The sequence below is a fragment of the Streptomyces sp. NBC_01498 genome (assembly GCF_036327775.1).
GTDB lineage: Bacteria > Actinomycetota > Actinomycetes > Streptomycetales > Streptomycetaceae > Streptomyces.
The window spans coordinates 5,318,774-5,334,926 of sequence record NZ_CP109598.1 but is presented as its reverse complement, the minus strand read 5'-3'; the positions used below and the strand labels follow the sequence as shown (position 1 = coordinate 5,334,926).

Here is a 16,153-nt window from a genome sequence, read left to right as displayed (position 1 = left end):
TCCTCCCCGCCGACCGCCCCGTCAAGTTCTCTGGTGAAACGGAAGCCCCGCGATCACGGACGTTCCACGAGTGGGACGAGGTCGGACCGTCCAGGCGGTGGCGAGACTCTCGACGAGGATCAGCCCCCGTCCGCTCTCGGAATCGGCGGTGGGGTGGGCCAGCACCGGCTTTCCCGTACCGGGGTCGGAGACGGCCAGCCAGTAGTGTCCGTCGGCCGGCCACAGCACGATTTCCACAAGGTCTTCGCCGTCCCCGCAGGCACCGTGCCGGATGGCGTTGGTGACCAGCTCCGAGGTCAGCAGACCCAGGTCACCCCCGAGGCGGGGCCGGAGGAGTTCCGGCAGCGATTGGGCGACGGCCTGCCGGGCCCGGCGCACGGAGGCGGGGTGGGCGGGGAAGCGCCAGTGAGCGGGGACGAGAGGGATCTCGGGCATGGCGAACTCCACTACGGTGTGAGGGTTTTGGGATCGCCGGTGGCCTACCGCCCTGGTCGCGGGCGCACCCGTCCCAGGGCGGACGGGCATGCTCGCGCGGTGCGCTTCCGGCACTGCGTGTGTAGATGCGCGATACTGACGGTAGGCCACCGGGGGCCATATTTGCCATTCGGTTCGCAATAATGGCCTCGATGAGGTGAACTTATGCCCATCTGTCTCATACGACGATGGCCTCGCGGCACGGAAGGTACAACATGCCACCCAGGACGGTCCTGACCCAACGGCAGAAGCGGTTGGGAAGCGAACTGCGCAGAATGCGCACGACAGCCGGTATGTCGGCGGAGTACGCCGCAGGGCTCCTCGGCGTCGATCGCAGCAGGATCTCCAACATGGAGTCCGGACTGCGCGCCATCAACCCCGAAAGGCTACGAACGCTGGCCTGCAACTGCGGCTGCACCGAGGAGAAGTACGTCGACGCGCTGGCCGAAATGGCAGAGCCGAGTGAGACGGGGTGGTGGGAACGCTACCGGGGAAGCTTGCCTCAGGGCATGCTCGACATCTCCGAAACCGAGGCCACCGCAGTGCGTCTGCGGGGCGCGAACACCGTGCACATTCCCGGACTGCTTCAGACATCAGCTCACGCCATGGCCATCTTCCGTGCCGTCGTCCCACCACTGCCCGAGCACGAGGTCGCTCTCCGATTGGCTCTCCGTTCCCAGCGGCAGCAGGTCATCACCGGCGGCAATCCGACCCCCTACGTCGCCGTGATCCACGAGGCTGCGCTGCGGATGCAGTTCGGCGGACCAGAGGTCACCCAAGCCCAGTTGCAGTACCTGCTGGAAGTCTCCGAGTGGGACAATGTCAACGTGCTCGTGATCCCTTTCAGCCACGGTGCCTTCCCCGGAGCAGGGCATTCAGTCGTCTACACCGAGGGCCCCGTACCGCAACTCGACACCGTCCAGGTGGACAACTCTCATGGCCCACTCTTCCTGCACGCTGACGGGCAGCTCGCGAAATATCGGGCACAACTCGATCTGTTGGAAGACTTGGCTCTGTCAGCGGAGCGGTCTGGCGACGTCATCCGTCAGATCGCTCAACAACTTTGAGGAGAGGCCAAAATGGCCAACATCACCTGGGAGGCACCGTTCTGCGGCGAAGGCAGCTCCTGCTTCCGCATCGGCGCCGACTCCGACGGCAACGGCTACATAGCCCTCAACGGCCAGGAAGAGCGCTACCTCACCGACTCCCTCGAAGCCCTCCGCACCCTCATCACCGACATCAAGGCCGGCAAGGCCGACCACCTGTTGTAACCCTGCCGCGCGCCACGCCAGTAGGTAGCGTGTACCGCGACCGGCTGACGTGACATCAGGACGACGGGGGCGCGAGGCGTGGCGCAGGCACGGAGGATCGGCGAGCAGGGCCGCTACGAGCTGATCGAGGAGATCGAGTCCGGCGGTATGGGCACGGTCTGGCGGGGCTACGACGCCGTGCTTGACCGCGAGATCGCGGTCAAGCTCATCCGGCCCGACGTCGTCGTATCGCCCGCGCAGGCAGAGGAGTTCGCCCGCCGCTTCGAACGCGAGGCGCGTGTCACCGCCCGGATCGGGCATCACGGAGTGCCGCAGGTGTTCGACGCCGTACTGGACGAGGCGTCGTACGACCGGCTGTATCTGGTGATGGAGTACGTGCGCGGGGTCTCCCTGCGCTCGGTGCTGGCCGGTGCCGACGAGGGAACGGCGGCGCTGCTGCCGGTGACCTGGGCCGCGTCGATCGCGGCCCAGATCTGCACGGTCCTGTCGTACGCGCACGCCATCCCAGTCGTGCACCGCGACCTGAAACCGGACAACCTCTTGATCGCCGCTGACGGCATGGTCAAGGTACTGGATTTCGGCATCGCGAAACTGATGCGCACGGATGTCACGCGGCTCACCGCGACCAACGGCTTCATCGGTAGCCGCCACTACATGTCACCCGAGCAGATCGACAACGCGCAGATCACCCCACTGAGCGACCTGTATGCCCTCGGCTGCGTGCTGCACGAACTCCTGTCCGGGCAAACGGTCTTCAGCAGCGACAGCGAGTACCAACTCCTCCAACAGCACATGGATGAGGTGCCGACTCCGCTGCGTTCCCTCCGACCCGAGGTACCGGAAGCTCTGGAGGCACTGGTCCTGGACCTGCTGGCCAAGGTCCCCGAACACCGTCCGGCCGACGCATACGCGGTGTACGAGCGCCTGTCGCCCTTCCTGCCGCCACCGGGATCGGCAGCCGAACGCGTGGCCCTCAGCCACGGCGGCTCCCCGTCCGAAGCTCCCGACCCAACGTTGGTCTACCGGCGGCCGAACGCACCCTTGCGGCGTACCACGGCGCCCGCACCCCCGATCGAGCCGAAGCCTCCCGTTCTGATGTCGGCGCGCGCCGACACCGCACTGCGGGATGCGATCCGGGACGCCTACACCCGGTCCACGGACCTTGCCGAGAGCGGGCGGTTCGCCCAGGCCGCAGACGTACTAAAGGCGGCGATCGCCACGGCGGCCACCGCTCTCGGCGCACACAACTCGCGTGTGCTCGGTCTGCGGCGGCAGCGCGCGGCGATTCTCATGGCAGGCGGGGATTACCGCCGCGCCCTGCCGGAGTTCGACACGCTGGCAGCCATCTACGCCCGTACGGCGGGACCCGCCGACGAAACTACGCTGGAGTGCCGTCGGCATGCCGCCCACTGCCGGGCCAACCTCGGTCAGGCCACGATCGCCCTGCGGGAATTCCAAGAGGTCCTGGAAGTCGTGTCCGACGCGGCCGGAGACGCTTCCGAAACCTCGCTCGACCTGCGCCGCAGCATCGGCGTACTGCTCTTCTCCGATGGCCGCCGCACCGAGGCGGAGGGAGTCCTCGACGCCCTCCACGAGGACATGTGTGTCCTCGTGGGCGAGGAGGACGAGGAGACCCGCGAGATCGCCGATCTCCTCGCCCGGCTGCGCGGTCCGGAGGGACAACACCCATGACACTTCCCGCCGATGCCGCCTGCGAGCCGTCAGGCCTCGGCGTCGTCCTCTCCCTCGGCCTCTTCTTTGTGGATGCGCTGGGCCAGGTTCCACAGGCTCAAATCTTCCGACGGGAACCAGCGGGCCGTGCCCTGATTGGCCACGGGGCGATCGTCCCAGTCGGCGTCTGCCCACATCTTGGACACCAGCCCGGAGGGCGAGTACTGCTGCTGGTCGTACGCCCAAAGGATTGGCTTGGTCCGGTGATTGACCCAGGTGGCCTGGCGTCGGCTTTCATCTTCGGCAAGCCACCCTGCCATGGCGTCCCGCTCGGGCTCGTTCAACGCCACGTAGCGGAGGGGGGCTCCCTCCTTCATGACACGTCGGTCGACCAGGATCGGAACGGTGTTCGGACGACGTGCCTTGCGCGTCTTCGTGGGTCGTGCGGGAACTGCCACGCCTCCAGCCAGGTCGGCAAGAACCAACTTCGCGAGCTGTCGGCAGGTCTCCCCTGAGTGAAACGCGGTCCTGATCTGGGCGCGTTGCCCATGCAGGGAGACAATGTGATGGGTGAGCCGACGAACCAACTCCGGTACAAGGGAAGGGATTTTCTCCAGAACCTCGCTGTCCCAGTCGAAGTCGGGGTCATCGATGCTTGTGGCGTCGAGATGCTGAAAGAGTAGGTGGGTAATGAGAAAGCCACCGTGCTCGGCGGTCGCTGCCTCGCGACCGTTCTGGCCACTGCCAAGTTCGTAGACCGCGCTGCGCGCAGTGCGCAGCGTGAGTACGGAGCGCCACACCCTCTGAGGAGAGGGTTCACGTTTGAACAGCAGGGTGTGGCTCCCCTTGGAGCCCTGCTCCCAGAGATTCTCCGTGGAACTGGCGGCCCGGGCGGCTTGTTCGGCGTCAGGGTGCAGGCACGCCAGTGCGAGTGCCAGTTCGTCAAGCGAGCAACCGGTCTCTGGCGCGGCGACCGGCTCCCCGCGCTTGATCACGTATTGCTTACGCAACTCGGCACGAAGGTTGGCCTTGATGGCCTGATGCACGGGTTCGAGCGCGATGTGATCGCGCTGCTCAATAGCGTTCTGCCGGTTCGCCGCCTGCGAGACCTGTACGCCGAACCCACCGTCTCCGTGCGTGTTGATGACCTTGATGCTCAGGGTGGCATTGGCTGCCGCCTCACCGTCGTCATGCATGGCCCTGGCGACAGCCCGTACCGTCTGAGCGCCGTTGACGATGCTCACCCCGGCCACGGAGAGTGTGGTCGGCCTGCTTTGGGGTGACTTGGCGCTGTCGTTCTTCGCCGTGAGCGAGGTGCAGATCATGGTGATGCCGTTGTTCAGGTGCCAGAACCTCGTGGGATCGGACGTAAGGGTCTGACCGATCTCCGCGTTGGTGACGGTGGGCCCGAGCGGAGCCCTGAGATTCTGCTCGAACAAATTGGCGCCGTATGTTTCGTACCACTCAGCGACGCTCTCGGCGGAAACCGTGCCCTGAAAGGCCTCAAGCGGCCCCTTCTGCTGGTACCAGTCGTCGAGACGTACGTCCAGGCAGATGGGCTCCGGCCGGAGATCCGCATGGATTTGGTCGTGGAAGTCAGCAGCGTAAAGGACCTTGACGGTCATTCGGGCGCCGTGCTTGTTGAACTCTGCGAGTGCGTTGTCAATAACCTCGCGTGCGGGCGGAGACGGTTCCACCGTGCCCATCAGCGCGATGACCAAAGTGGCTCTCTCGTTGACCATGAACGGTCTGGCTTCCAGGGCGAGCGCGCCGGCACGCTGGTTGAACTGGTCGTACAGCTCGTTCTCGATCCGGTTCAGGCCGTCCACCATCGCCTTGGCCGCATCAACGTCGAAGGTCGCTGTGCCCTTGTCGCTCCACTTCGCCTGAACCAGCAGAGCATGCTTGCTGTCCGGCAGGGGGGCGATGGCGTCCAACCCCTGGTCCGCGATGCCGTCAGTCACGAACCGGGCTGCCTCGGCCACGCTGCACTTAGCCACTCGACGTACCGCGAGGGCGGCGAGAGCACGTGAGAGGAAACGTTGTTCGTAGTTCCCGCCGCGGAAGTGGGCGATGTCGCTGTCATCTACCACCCCGTCGAAAGTCTCACGCAGTTGTTCACGCACCTGCGCGACCTGGCGAGGTGTATCCGCCCCCGAGTAACCCATGAATAGTCACCTTCCCCTTGGAGGCGTCATGCGACGCCCTGACTCCGCGTCTCGATCCCTGAACCGTTGCCGCGCGGTCTGCTACTGAAGTCAACAAATACCAAGGCAACACGCCCCGTTTGGACGGTGGCCTCTACCCAGTCCAAGACCATGCCGAAGGTCACATCGCGCGCACCGAGCCAACCGTCGCGCACCAGACGGGCGAAGTCCGTCGGCACCAGGTGCCGGGTGATCATGTCATTGAAGGGCACTGGGAGACCGCGCACCGCAGAGGCCGAGACCGCTTCGTAGATCTGGTCGTAGGGGTAGATCGCACCAGAGCTTGTCCGGTGCAGAGAGGAAGTAAAAGGAACCGGCTCGTGCACACGGAGAAAGAGCGGGTCGTTCAGCAGGCCGTAGTCGCCTAGGCCACGCCGGACGGAGCTCGGCCGAAATTTAACTCGGGAAAGGAATTCGGCCAGGCTGTGTCCGGTCTCCAACGACAGAAGCCCACTCGAGGTAGGGCGCAGGTAACGCAGTGCGACGAGCGTCTGGCTTTCGTAGTGGTAATAATAAGCGTCGAGGAAACCCTCTTCGCCAGCGGCCACCCGTCCGCCAACGATCGACGTGACTTCGACGTCGTAACGCTGGCGACCCCTATCGCTCACGAATGGACGGAGAACGATTTCACCGACACCGTTGAAATTCTCCGCAGCCTGTCCTCGAATTCCTCCGAATTCCTGCTGGGTCGGAGTCCCGGTGAGTCCACTCAGAAAACTTGTCCGGGCCTTTTCCCTGTCCCAGCTGTGCACTGGCGCGAAGTCCTTGCTGGCCAACCCTGCGATCTTGGCAAAGAGCAGAAGTGCATCGCGCTCGTCACGCCAGCGGAGTTCCCTCTTGGTCCAACCTGGGGTTTCGTCAAGCCACGGCATCAGATTCTCTACCGCGTTCTTGACTTCAGGGCACGATCGCAGGAGACCGGCCAACAGGCTGCTTGCGCCAACTGTGACAGGACCGCTTTCAGGTAACGACCATGAGAGACCGGTGACCCGCTCGCCGACGACACCCAGGAGGCCCACGGCGGGCACCAACTGGGGCAGCCTTCGCGTGCAGGTGACGACGACCTTGCGGTCACGGTCGGTCTCACGGGCAGGGCGCACAATTCCCAGCCCCCAGATCCGCTCCGGCTGCGGCTCGCCGCTTTCGTCACCGCGCCGGTCAGCAGGGGCAACTAGGATCGCAAGGTGTGACTTGACCTCGGGCCATTCACGACAGGGCTGGGAATAGGACCTTTCCTTGGCGAGATCCCTACCGAGGAGATCAAGAAAGTCTCTGTCTGGTCTCAGAATCGCCAGCCGTGGTGATCCCGCCACAGCCAGGCCATCTGTCGTTTTTGGTTGTGCGAATGCCATCTACTTCCCCCGAACCATCGGTCTCCACAGTGAAACCAGGCTCAAAGGATGGTAACGCGCACGCTCCAGGCGCGGGTTACATGTCCTCAGCTCTCGCCCGCCCGGACGGGGCCACCGCCCTTGGTGCAACCAACCCTCTCAGCCACTGGCCGACGCCCGTCAACGGTGCCCGAAGGCAGTCGCGGTGTATGGATCAGCACCTGTTACGGCGACAAGTGAGTTGTAGTCGGCAGACGTTGTGGATGGCCCCTCCGTCAGGGCCGAAGGGGTACGACAGGACGAGTCGGGCTCTACGCCGGATTCTGTCGCCCGGTCGCCTCGCGGCGGCCGGGGAGACGGCCATCCATCTAGGACCGGCGTTGCCGCCGGCCTCGTGCGGTCTACCCGCGGACTCGGGCGGGCAGCCCTCGGACGTCCGCGCAGGGCCGTCTCGCGACGGCCCCTCTTGACCTTGCTCCAAGTGGGGTTTACCTAGCCGCCCGAGTCACCTCGGGCGCTGGTGGTCTCTTACACCACCGTTTCACCCTTACCGGGGACCGAAGTCCCCGGCGGTCTGTTTTCTGTGGCACTGTCCCGCGGGTCACCCCGGGTGGGCGTTACCCACCACCTTGCCCTGTGGAGTCCGGACGTTCCTCGGGAGGATCCGTGGATCCTCACGCGGCCGTCCGCCCGGCTCGTCTGCCGTGATCGTCATGGTACCCGGCCGGGCGGGTGCCCGGCCGCCCGGCCGGTGAGCGGTACGGGCTCCGAGCCGGGCGGCCGGTGCGGGCGGAACGGGCCCCCGCGCCGGGCGGACAGGAGGGCGTGCCGCGTCGTCGGGCACGCCCGCGCCCGGTCCTTGACCTTGTCGCAGCGTCAGGGTCTGTACTGGGCGTATGCGAATCGGAGAGATCGCCGCGCTCGTGGGAGTCACCCCGCGCGCCGTGCGCCACTACCACCACCGGGGCCTGCTGCCCGAGCCGGTGCGACGGTCCAACGGGTACCGGGTCTACTCGGTGCGGGACGCCGTCCTGCTCGCCCGCATCCGGCGGCTCTCGGAGCTGGGGCTCGGACTGGACGAGGTGCGCGACGTGCTCGCCGACGACGCCGGGCGGGACCTGGAGGAGGTGCTCGGCGAGCTGGACGCCGACCTGGCGCGGCAGGAGGAGGACATCCGGGCCAGGCGGCGCAGGCTGGCCGAGCTGCGGGAGGGGGCGCTGCCGCCCGAGGGGCCGGTGTCGCCGACGCTCGCGCGGCTGCTGCGGGCCATGCCGGAGACGGACTCGGCGATGGCGGCCAAGGACCGTGAGCTGCTCACGCTGCTCGACACGGCGGGCACGGGCGAGGCGTTCTACGACGCGCTGCACCCGCTGGTGGACGACCCGGAGGTCCTCGCCCTCTACCGCAGGCTCGACGCGCTCGCCGACGCCGCGCCGGACGATCCCCGGATCGGTCGGCTCGCCGAGGAGCTGGCCGCGCTCGTCCCGGACGCGGTGCTGGACAGCATGTCGGAGCCGTTCGAGCCCTCGCTGGAGGGGGTCGGCGAGGCGATCCTCGCCGACATCGCGCCCGCGCAGGCCGAGGTGGGACGCCGGGTGATGGCCGCGCTCGTACGGAAGCACGGGCAGCGGACGACGAAGAGGGACGGGGAGGGAGCGGGATGAACAGAGCCCTGTGGGTGGTGGTGCCCGCCGAACTGGCGCTGGTCGGGTGCCTGGCGGCGGGCGTCGACGTACCGGCGCCGGTGCTTCTGGCCGCCGAGGCCGTCGTACTGACGCTGCTGGTGTGCGAGGCCGTGGTCGTACGACGCCACTACCGTGCGGCGCGAAGGACCGGAGCGGGGCGGCGGGCCGCCCTCGCGCGGGCCGTGGAGGCGGCCGTACCGGCGACCGCGCGCCGGCTGCTCGTCAACGAGGCACGCGGCCTGACCAGCCTCGTACGGTGGGTCGCCCGGCGTCGGCACGGGGTGCGCGAGGGTGATCTCGCCGCCCCGTACACCGGCCCGCAGACGGCGATGATGTACGGCCTGCTGTTCGTGTCCGTCGTGGAGACCGTGGCGCTGGCCCTGCTGATCCCGTGGCCTCTGGTGCACATGATTTTTCTGGTGCTGGACGTGTACGGCGTACTGATGGTGCTGGCGCTGCACGCGAGTTGCGTCACCCGGCCGCACGTCGTGGGCGCCGACGGCTCGCTCCGGGTGCGCTGGGGCGCGCTGTTCGACATGCCGATCGCGAGTGGTCTGATCACCTCGGCACGGGTCGAACGCCGTTACCCGGACGGCTCGTTGATCAGGATCGACGAACCCGGCGGGACGCTCGACCTGATCGTGGGCGGCCAGACGACGGTACGGGTGGAGCTGGCCGAGCCGGTCACGTTCGTACGGCCACTGGGCGGACGCGGCACGGCGAGGGTGGTCCGCTTCCACGCGGACGACCCGGCGGCTCTGGTGGCCCGGCTCACGCAGGTCAGGAAGGCGCTCGCGGAGGCACCGGACGCGGCCGGGGGAGACGCGGGCGACACGGGACCGGCGCGCCGCGTCGCTTAACCTGGCGGGCCGGGGCCACGCGCTCCCGGCCCGTGCGTCGTGCACGTCCCGTGTGCCGCGTACGGCCCCGGTGGCCCCGTCCATCGCACACGTCCCGTACGTCCCTGAGGAGAACCACCGTGCTCGTGCTGTTGCCGCCGTCGGAAGGCAAGGCCGCCTCCGGCCGCGGGGCTCCGCTGAAACCGGAATCGCTGTCGCTGCCCGGCCTGGCCGACGCGCGGGCCGCCGTGCTGGACGAGCTGGTCGAGCTGTGCGCGGCCGACGAGGAGAAGGCCGTGGAGGTCCTGGGCCTGAGCGAGGGGCTGCGCGGCGAGATCGCGAAGAACGTGGAGCTGCGGACGGCGGGGGCGCGGCCGGCCGGGGACATCTACACGGGTGTGCTGTACGACGCGCTCGGCCTCGCCACGCTGGACACGGCCGCGCGGCGGCGGGCCGGAAAGTCGCTGCTGGTCTTCTCCGGGCTGTGGGGTGCGGTGCGGGTCGGCGACCGGATTCCGTCGTACCGCTGCTCGATGGGGGTGCGGCTGCCGGGGCTCGGGGCGCTGGGCGCCCACTGGCGGAAGGCGATGGCGCCGGTGCTGCCCGAGGTGGCGGGGAGCGGGCTGGTGCTGGACCTGCGGTCGTCGTCGTACGCGCCCGCCTGGAAGCCGTCGGGCGAGGTCGGCGGCCGTACGGCGACGGTGCGCGTGCTGCACGCGCGGGTCGTGGACGGTGTCGAGCGGCGATCGGTGGTCAGCCACTTCAACAAGGCCACGAAGGGGCGGCTCGTCCGGGACCTGCTGGTGTCCGGCGCCCGGCCGCGTGGTCCCGCGCAACTCGTGGAGACGCTGCGCGAGTTGGGGTACGTGGTGGAGGTCGCGGTGCCCGGCGGAAGCGGGCGGCCGTGGTCGCTGGACGTGGTGGTGACGGAGATCCACTGAGCGCCTTACGGCCCCGGCTTCCAGTGCCGTTGCACAGGGCGCAACGCTCGTTGCGAGGGGCGTGGGCGACCCGGCAGGATGACCATATGAGCTCAGTGCTGGACCTCGCCGCCGTTGTCCCCGTCGTCGTCCTGGACGACGTCGCCGATGCCGTACCTCTGGCACGTGCCCTGGTGGCCGGGGGTCTGCCCGCGATCGAGGTGACGTTGCGCACCCCGGTCGCGCTGGACGCGATCCGCGCGATCGCCGCCGAGGTACCGGGGGCCGTGGTGGGCGCCGGGACGGTCGTCTCGCCCCGCTCGGTGACGGAGGCGGTGACGGCCGGGGCGCGTTTCCTGGTCAGCCCCGGCTGGACGGAGACGCTGCTGGAGGCACTGCGGGCTTCCGGCGTACCGTTCCTGCCGGGTGTGTCGACGGCGTCGGAGGTCGTGGCGCTGCTGGAACGCGGCGTGAGCGAGATGAAGTTCTTCCCGGCGGAGGCGGCGGGCGGCACGGCGTATCTCAAGGCACTCGCGGGGCCGTTGCCGCAGGCACGGTTCTGCCCGACGGGCGGCGTCTCGGCGGCGTCGGCGGGCGCGTATCTGGCGTTGGGGAACGTGGCCTGTGTGGGCGGCTCGTGGATGCTGCCCCCGGACGCGATCGTGGCGAAGGACTGGGACCGGGTACGAAAACTGGCCCAGGAGGCGGCCAACCTGCGCTGACGACGGGGCGCGGGGCTGCGGGGGGGGGGTGAGCCTGAGGGGGGTGGCTGACCCTGACCGGCCGTCAGTGGGATTGGCGGTGGGCGCACTTGCCTTGGTGGCCTCGCCAAGTTCGCCTGGGCGTGGAGTCTGTTGACGTCTTGCGGGTGGGCGCGGGACAGGGACCGACGCGGTTGCGCGACGGACGCGGTAGAACCCGCCTCTTACGGGAGCGGGCGTCCTGGTGGTGGGTCCACCTGTGCCTTGTCCATCTCGCGAAGTCCGTTCGGGGCGAGCCCTGTTGAGGCGCCGAGTCGGTCGGCTCGAACGGGGACCCGACGGGTGTCTCGGCGAAACGGTGGCCGAACCCGCCGAGCACGGAGGCGAGTTCGTACCCTGCCGCCCGGTGGGTACTGACGCTGGGCCACTGACTTGCCGACCTCATCAAGTCCGCTCCGGGCGAGCCCTGTTGAGGCGCCCTGTGAGTCGGCACGAGCCGGGAACGACGCGGCGTGTACGCGAACGGACCCAGCCGGAACCCGCCGAGTATGGAAGCGAGTTCGCCCCCGTCCCGGTGGGCGACCCGGCGGTGGCGACGTCGGCGCCCGAAGCGGGGGTGTCCGCTCCGCCCCCGGTGACCGAACTGCCCGGCGAACACGGCACGTTGAGGCAAGCCGACCGGCCGCCCTCTCGGCGAGAGCGCCGAGCGGGCGGGCGGCGCGGCACTGAACTCCGCTACGCCGCAACGTAGTTGACGCCCCGACCCCTCACCGCCGTCGCCCCCGGCCCCGCCCCCTCAGCGCAGATGCGCCGTGTCGTTCAGCAGCCGTACCGAGGCGTTGCCGTCCGCGTAGTAGGCGACCGCCGACAGTGACGCCGCCGACAGTTCCATCCGGAACAGCGACTCGGGCGGGGCGCCCAGTGCCAGCCGTACCAGGGTTTTGACCGGTGTCACGTGGGTGACGACCAGCACCGTACGTCCCGCGTACCGCTCCAGCAGCGTGTCCCGGGCGGCGGCGACCCGTGCGCCCACCGCCGTGAAGCTCTCGCCGCCGCCGGTCGGCGCCACGTCCGGCGAGGCCAGCCAGGCGCTGAGGTCGTCCCCGTACCGCTCCTTCGTCTCGGTGAACGTCAGCCCCTCCCAGGCGCCGAAGTCCGTCTCCCGCAAGCCGTCCTCGACGCCGACCTCCAGGCCGAGCCGGGAGGCGACGGCCCCGGCCGTCTCGCGGCAGCGCCGCAGCGGTGAGGAGACGATCGCCTCGATCGTGCCGCGCGCGGCGAGCGCCGTCGCCACGGCGTCCGCCTGTCGGCGGCCGGCCGCCGACAGCGCCGGGTCGCTGCCGCCGCTCCCCGAGAAACGCTTCTCCGGGGTGAGCGCGGTCTCGCCGTGCCGCAGCAGCACGAACGTGGCGGGGGTGCCGAGATCGGCGGGACCCCAGCCGACGGGCGGCGCGGTCTGCTCGGGGACCGCGGCGGACAGTTCGTGCGCGGGCGCGGTCAGTTCGTAGGAGGCGGCCAGCGCCGCGCGCGCCTTCGCCGCGCCGGCCGCCGCGTCCCCCGGCGGCCCGTCCGGGGCGGGCACGGCCGCCCGGCGCGCGGACGCGCGGCCCCCGCCCGACGTCAGCTCGGCCGAGGACCCCGACGGCGTCCACTGCCTGCCCTGTTTGCCCGCGTCCATGGCCTCGTTGGCGAGCCGGTCCGCGTGCTTGTTCTTCTCACGCGGGATCCACTCGTAACGCACCTGCCCGGCGGGCAGGACCCGCGCGGCCTCGGCGGCGAGCGGCTTCATGTCCGGGTGCTTGATCTTCCAGCGGCCCGACATCTGCTCCACGACGAGCTTGGAGTCCATCCGGACGTGCACGTCGGCGCCCGGGTCGAGCGCCTTCGCCGCCTTCAGCCCGGCGATCAGGCCCTTGTACTCGGCGACGTTGTTGGTGGCGACACCGATGTACTCGGCGGCCTCGGCGAGCGTCTGCCCGGTCATCGCGTCGATGACGACGGCGCCGTAACCCGCCGGGCCCGGGTTGCCCCGCGACCCGCCGTCCGCCTCGACGACGAAGGACGGCATCTACAGACCCGATTCGGAGGTACGGACAAGGATCCGGCGGCAGTTCTCGCACCGCAGGACGGTGCTGGGGCTCGCCGCCTTCACCTCGTTGACCTCGGTGATGTTGAGCTCCAGCCGGCAGCCCTCGCAACGGCGCTGGTAGAGACGGGCCGCGCCGACGCCGCCCTGCTGCACGCGCAGCTTCTCGTACAGCTTGAGCAGGTCGGCGGGGATCGTCGCCGACACGGTCTCGCGCTCCTTGGTCGCCGTCGCCTCCTCGGCGCCCAGCTTCTCCGCCGCCGCGTCACGGCGCGCGACGGCGTCGTCCGTCTTGGCCTGCACGGAGGAGACCCGCCCGGTCAGTTCCGCGGCGCGCTCCTGCGCGGACTCGCGGCGCTCCATGACCTCCAGGACGACGTCCTCCAGATCCCCCTGGCGCTTGGCCAGGGAGACGATCTCGCGCTGGAGGTTCTCCAGGTCCTTGGGCGAGCTGACGGCGCCGGAGTCGAGACGCTGCTGGTCGCGTACCGAGCGCTGGCGGACCTGGTCGACGTCCTGCTCCGCCTTCGTCTGCTCGCGCGCGGTGTCGCTCTCCTCGGTCTGCGAGGCGACCAGCAGGTCCCGCAACTGCGTGAGGTCCTTGGTCAGCGACTCGATCTCGGCGTGCTCGGGCAGCGAGTCGCGCCGGTGGGCGATCTGCTGGAGTCGCAGATCGAGGGCCTGTACGTCGAGAAGACGGATCTGGTCGGCGGGTTCGGCGTTCAGTTGGGGGCTCCTGAGGAATGGTGGGATGACCAGGGGTCGGTGACCGTCTTCGAGACATGGACCCGGAGGTCCCAGCCGTGGCGGTCGGAGATCTCGTCGAGCTGGGTGGCCGCCAGTTCGCACCAGGGCCACTCGGTGGCCCAGTGCGCGGCGTCGACCAGGGCCAGCGGTGCGTGCCGCGCGGCCTGCTGCGTGGCCTCGGAGACGGGGTGGTGGCGCAGGTCGGCGGTGAGGAAGACGTCGACGCCCGCCTCCCGTACGTGGTCGAACAGGCTGTCGCCGGAGCCGCCGCTGACGGCGACCGTACGGACGAGGGCGTCGGGGTCGCCGGCCACCCGGATGCCCTGCGCGGTGGCGGGCAGCCGGTGCGCGGCACGGGCCGCGAAGTCGCGGAGGGTGGCGGGGCGGTCGAGTTCGCAGACCCGGCCGAGCCCCCGGCGGCCGGCCGGGTCGGTCGGGTCCGGTACGAGGGGGCGTACGACGCGGAGGCCGAGCGCGCCGGCGAGGGCGTCGGAGACGCCGGGGTCGGCGCTGTCGGCGTTGGTGTGCGCGACGTGCAGCGCGATGTCGTGCTTGACGAGCGTGTGCACCACGCGGCCCTTGAAGGTACCGGCGGAGACCGTCGTCGTCCCGCGCAGATAGAGCGGGTGGTGGGTGAGAACCAGGTCGGCGCCGAGCCGCAGTGCCTCGTCCACGACGGACTGGACGGGGTCGACGGCGATCAGGACACGGGTCACCGGGGCGTCGGGATCGCCGCAGACGGTGCCGACGGCGTCCCACTGTTCGGCCCGCTCGGGCGGCCAGAGGGCGTCGAGCTGGGTGAGGACTTCGGACAGGCGGGGCACGGGGCAAAGGCTACCTGTCGGCTACGACACTCCGGCCATGGCCGGGGGTAGCGGGGGCCGGGGGCCACGAGGACTCCCGGCCGCGGGACGTGGCGGGCCGCGGGACGACGGGTGCGGTACCGGGATCGGGGATCTGCCCGGAGAGAGCGGCCCCGGGAACGGCCCGCGGAACGGCTCAGGGAACAGGTCGGGGAACGGCCGCAGGCTCCGTACCTCTGGAGGCCCCCGCTCCTGCCCCCGTCCCCGCCCCGGCGGACATCGGGGGGCTGCCCTGAACATCCGTCCGGTTCTCCTCGGACGGCCGCCACCTGCGCGATCGCCCCGGCGTCCGCCCGTGGCCGTCCGAACCGTGATTCCGCGCCCGCTCGGCCGTTGAACAGGGGGCTCCGCATGTCCGCACGCACCCGCGCACCCCACGCACCCCACGCACCCACACCACACGCCCATGGAGGCCACCGTGCCCGACCTCTGGATGCCAGGCGCCGAGCGACTCCCGATCGGCGATGTCGCCCCCACCGACGGGGGCCCGGCGAAGGCGATCGCCCACATCACCTGGGACCGCAACGCCAGCCGGGCGAAGCCCCAGGATCTCGTCCCGTACGCCAACCTCCGCTCGTACTTCGCGGAGAACGCCTCCGGCCGGGCGGTGGCGCCGCATCTCCTCTGGGACCCGTTCACCGGGCAGACCGCCCAGTTCTTCCCGGCGAACTCCCGCTCCCTGTCTCTCAAGGACGGCCCCGGCGGCACCCGGACCAACCGGGCCGGCTCGGTGGTCATCCAGGTGGAGGCACTCTTCTTCCCCTGGTGCCGGGTGAAGGGCAAGGTGTACGAGTCCCTCGTGAACACGCCCTGCGAGGGCTGGGACAAGCTGTGCGACTGGGCGGCGTCCTGGGGCGTCGCCGACTCCTGGCCGATGGGGCGGCCCACCGGCTTCACCGGGAAGCGGGACGAAAAGATCTGGAGCACCCGGGGCGGCTGGTTCGCGCACGCCCACGTCCCGGAGAACGACCACACGGACCCGGGCTCCTGGCCCGGTTTCCCGGCGGACCCGAAACCGCCCGCCGGCTCCTCGGGGACGAAGCAGTACGAAACCTTCCCCGGGACCGCCTGGTTCATCAAGGGCCGCAGGAGTCCGGTCGTGGCCCGGATGCACGACCGCCTGGTGGCCGTCGGCTGCGACCGGTACAAGAGCGGCACGAACAAGGACACCATCGGCTCCGGCGACGTCGCCTCCTATGAGGCGTTCCAGCGCAAGCTGGGCTTCACCGGCTCGGCCGCCACATGGCCGCCCGGCCCGGCCTCCTGGTCGAAGCTGAAGGTCCCGAAGGCACCGAAGGGCTGACGGGTTCCCAAGGCCGACGGATTCCGAAGGGCCGACGCCGCGCCTCTCAGCACAG

General features: G+C 69.6%; 14 protein-coding genes and 1 other RNA gene. 8 read left to right on the top strand and 7 right to left on the bottom strand.

The window, feature by feature from the left end; all coding sequences use genetic code 11:
* Positions 1-21 precede the first annotated feature (21 nt).
* Positions 22-435, bottom strand: coding sequence for an ATP-binding protein (locus tag OG875_RS22835; protein ID WP_330176084.1), 414 nt, complete (start codon positions 433-435; stop codon positions 22-24).
* A 254-nt stretch (positions 436-689) separates the two neighbouring features.
* On the opposite strand from OG875_RS22835, the gene OG875_RS22830 reads away from it, so the two are divergent.
* The 3 genes from OG875_RS22830 (at position 690) to OG875_RS22820 (ending at position 3,437) form a co-directional block, all read left to right on the top strand.
* Positions 690-1,541: a helix-turn-helix domain-containing protein gene (locus OG875_RS22830; RefSeq protein WP_330176083.1), complete on the top strand. Its 852-nt coding sequence runs from the start codon at positions 690-692 to the stop codon at positions 1,539-1,541.
* Positions 1,542-1,553: 12 nt separating this feature from the next.
* A complete protein-coding gene (locus OG875_RS22825) occupies positions 1,554-1,745 on the top strand; it encodes a hypothetical protein (protein ID WP_330176082.1) in 192 nt (63 codons plus the stop codon).
* 78 nt (positions 1,746-1,823) lie between these two features.
* A complete protein-coding gene (locus OG875_RS22820; RefSeq protein ID WP_330176081.1) occupies positions 1,824-3,437 on the top strand; it encodes a serine/threonine-protein kinase in 1,614 nt (537 codons plus the stop codon).
* 29 nt (positions 3,438-3,466) lie between these two features.
* On the opposite strand, the gene OG875_RS22815 is transcribed toward OG875_RS22820, so the two are convergent.
* The 3 genes from OG875_RS22815 to rnpB form a co-directional block, all read right to left on the bottom strand.
* Complete coding sequence (locus OG875_RS22815) at positions 3,467-5,584, bottom strand: AIPR family protein (protein WP_330176080.1); 2,118 nt, start codon at positions 5,582-5,584, stop codon at positions 3,467-3,469.
* 26 nt (positions 5,585-5,610) lie between these two features.
* Positions 5,611-6,975, bottom strand: a complete 1,365-nt coding sequence (locus OG875_RS22810; RefSeq protein WP_330176079.1) for a hypothetical protein — start codon at positions 6,973-6,975, stop codon at positions 5,611-5,613.
* A gap of 275 nt (positions 6,976-7,250) precedes the next feature.
* Positions 7,251-7,652, bottom strand: an RNA gene (gene rnpB, locus OG875_RS22805) — RNase P RNA component class A.
* Between the two features lie 198 nt (positions 7,653-7,850).
* Between rnpB and OG875_RS22800 the strand changes: the two genes are divergently transcribed.
* The 4 genes from OG875_RS22800 (at position 7,851) to eda (ending at position 11,120) form a co-directional block, all read left to right on the top strand.
* A complete protein-coding gene (locus OG875_RS22800; protein ID WP_330176078.1) occupies positions 7,851-8,618 on the top strand; it encodes a MerR family transcriptional regulator in 768 nt (255 codons plus the stop codon).
* Entirely contained in the window at positions 8,615-9,499 is an 885-nt protein-coding gene (locus OG875_RS22795; RefSeq protein ID WP_330176077.1) for a hypothetical protein, read from the top strand. Before OG875_RS22800 ends, OG875_RS22795 begins: the two co-directional genes overlap by 4 nt.
* 119 nt (positions 9,500-9,618) lie before the next feature.
* Positions 9,619-10,419, top strand: a complete 801-nt coding sequence (gene yaaA, locus OG875_RS22790) for a peroxide stress protein YaaA (RefSeq protein WP_330176076.1) — start codon at positions 9,619-9,621, stop codon at positions 10,417-10,419.
* A gap of 86 nt (positions 10,420-10,505) precedes the next feature.
* Positions 10,506-11,120 (top strand): bifunctional 4-hydroxy-2-oxoglutarate aldolase/2-dehydro-3-deoxy-phosphogluconate aldolase, encoded by a 615-nt coding sequence (eda, locus tag OG875_RS22785; protein WP_330176075.1) that lies wholly within the window; start codon positions 10,506-10,508, stop codon positions 11,118-11,120.
* Between the two features lie 775 nt (positions 11,121-11,895).
* Here eda and OG875_RS22780 read toward each other — a convergent pair.
* The 3 genes from OG875_RS22780 to OG875_RS22770 are packed head-to-tail and all read right to left on the bottom strand — an operon-like array spanning position 11,896 to position 14,756.
* Entirely contained in the window at positions 11,896-13,167 is a 1,272-nt protein-coding gene (locus OG875_RS22780; protein WP_330176074.1) for a bifunctional RNase H/acid phosphatase, read from the bottom strand.
* Positions 13,168-13,911, bottom strand: coding sequence for a zinc ribbon domain-containing protein (locus tag OG875_RS22775; RefSeq protein WP_330177864.1), 744 nt, complete (start codon positions 13,909-13,911; stop codon positions 13,168-13,170). It lies immediately after the preceding gene.
* Positions 13,908-14,756: a Nif3-like dinuclear metal center hexameric protein gene (locus OG875_RS22770; RefSeq protein WP_330176073.1), complete on the bottom strand. Its 849-nt coding sequence runs from the start codon at positions 14,754-14,756 to the stop codon at positions 13,908-13,910. The genes OG875_RS22775 and OG875_RS22770 overlap by 4 nt, the downstream gene beginning before the upstream one ends.
* 445 nt (positions 14,757-15,201) lie before the next feature.
* On the opposite strand from OG875_RS22770, the gene OG875_RS22765 reads away from it, so the two are divergent.
* On the top strand, positions 15,202-16,098 hold the full coding sequence (locus tag OG875_RS22765) for a peptidoglycan-binding protein (protein ID WP_330176072.1): 897 nt from the start codon (positions 15,202-15,204) through the stop codon (positions 16,096-16,098).
* The last annotated feature ends 55 nt before the right edge of the window (positions 16,099-16,153 follow it).

Coding starts and splice junctions, on each gene's coding strand:
- OG875_RS22835 (WP_330176084.1), bottom strand. CDS start 435: ATGCCCGAGATCCCTCTCGTCCCCGCTCACTGGCGCTTCCCCGCCCAC.
- OG875_RS22830 (WP_330176083.1), top strand. CDS start 690: ATGCCACCCAGGACGGTCCTGACCCAACGGCAGAAGCGGTTGGGAAGC.
- OG875_RS22825 (WP_330176082.1), top strand. CDS start 1,554: ATGGCCAACATCACCTGGGAGGCACCGTTCTGCGGCGAAGGCAGCTCC.
- OG875_RS22815 (WP_330176080.1), bottom strand. CDS start 5,584: ATGGGTTACTCGGGGGCGGATACACCTCGCCAGGTCGCGCAGGTGCGT.
- OG875_RS22810 (WP_330176079.1), bottom strand. CDS start 6,975: ATGGCATTCGCACAACCAAAAACGACAGATGGCCTGGCTGTGGCGGGA.
- OG875_RS22800 (WP_330176078.1), top strand. CDS start 7,851: ATGCGAATCGGAGAGATCGCCGCGCTCGTGGGAGTCACCCCGCGCGCC.
- OG875_RS22795 (WP_330176077.1), top strand. CDS start 8,615: ATGAACAGAGCCCTGTGGGTGGTGGTGCCCGCCGAACTGGCGCTGGTC.
- eda (WP_330176075.1), top strand. CDS start 10,506: ATGAGCTCAGTGCTGGACCTCGCCGCCGTTGTCCCCGTCGTCGTCCTG.
- OG875_RS22780 (WP_330176074.1), bottom strand. CDS start 13,167: ATGCCGTCCTTCGTCGTCGAGGCGGACGGCGGGTCGCGGGGCAACCCG.
- OG875_RS22765 (WP_330176072.1), top strand. CDS start 15,202: ATGGAGGCCACCGTGCCCGACCTCTGGATGCCAGGCGCCGAGCGACTC.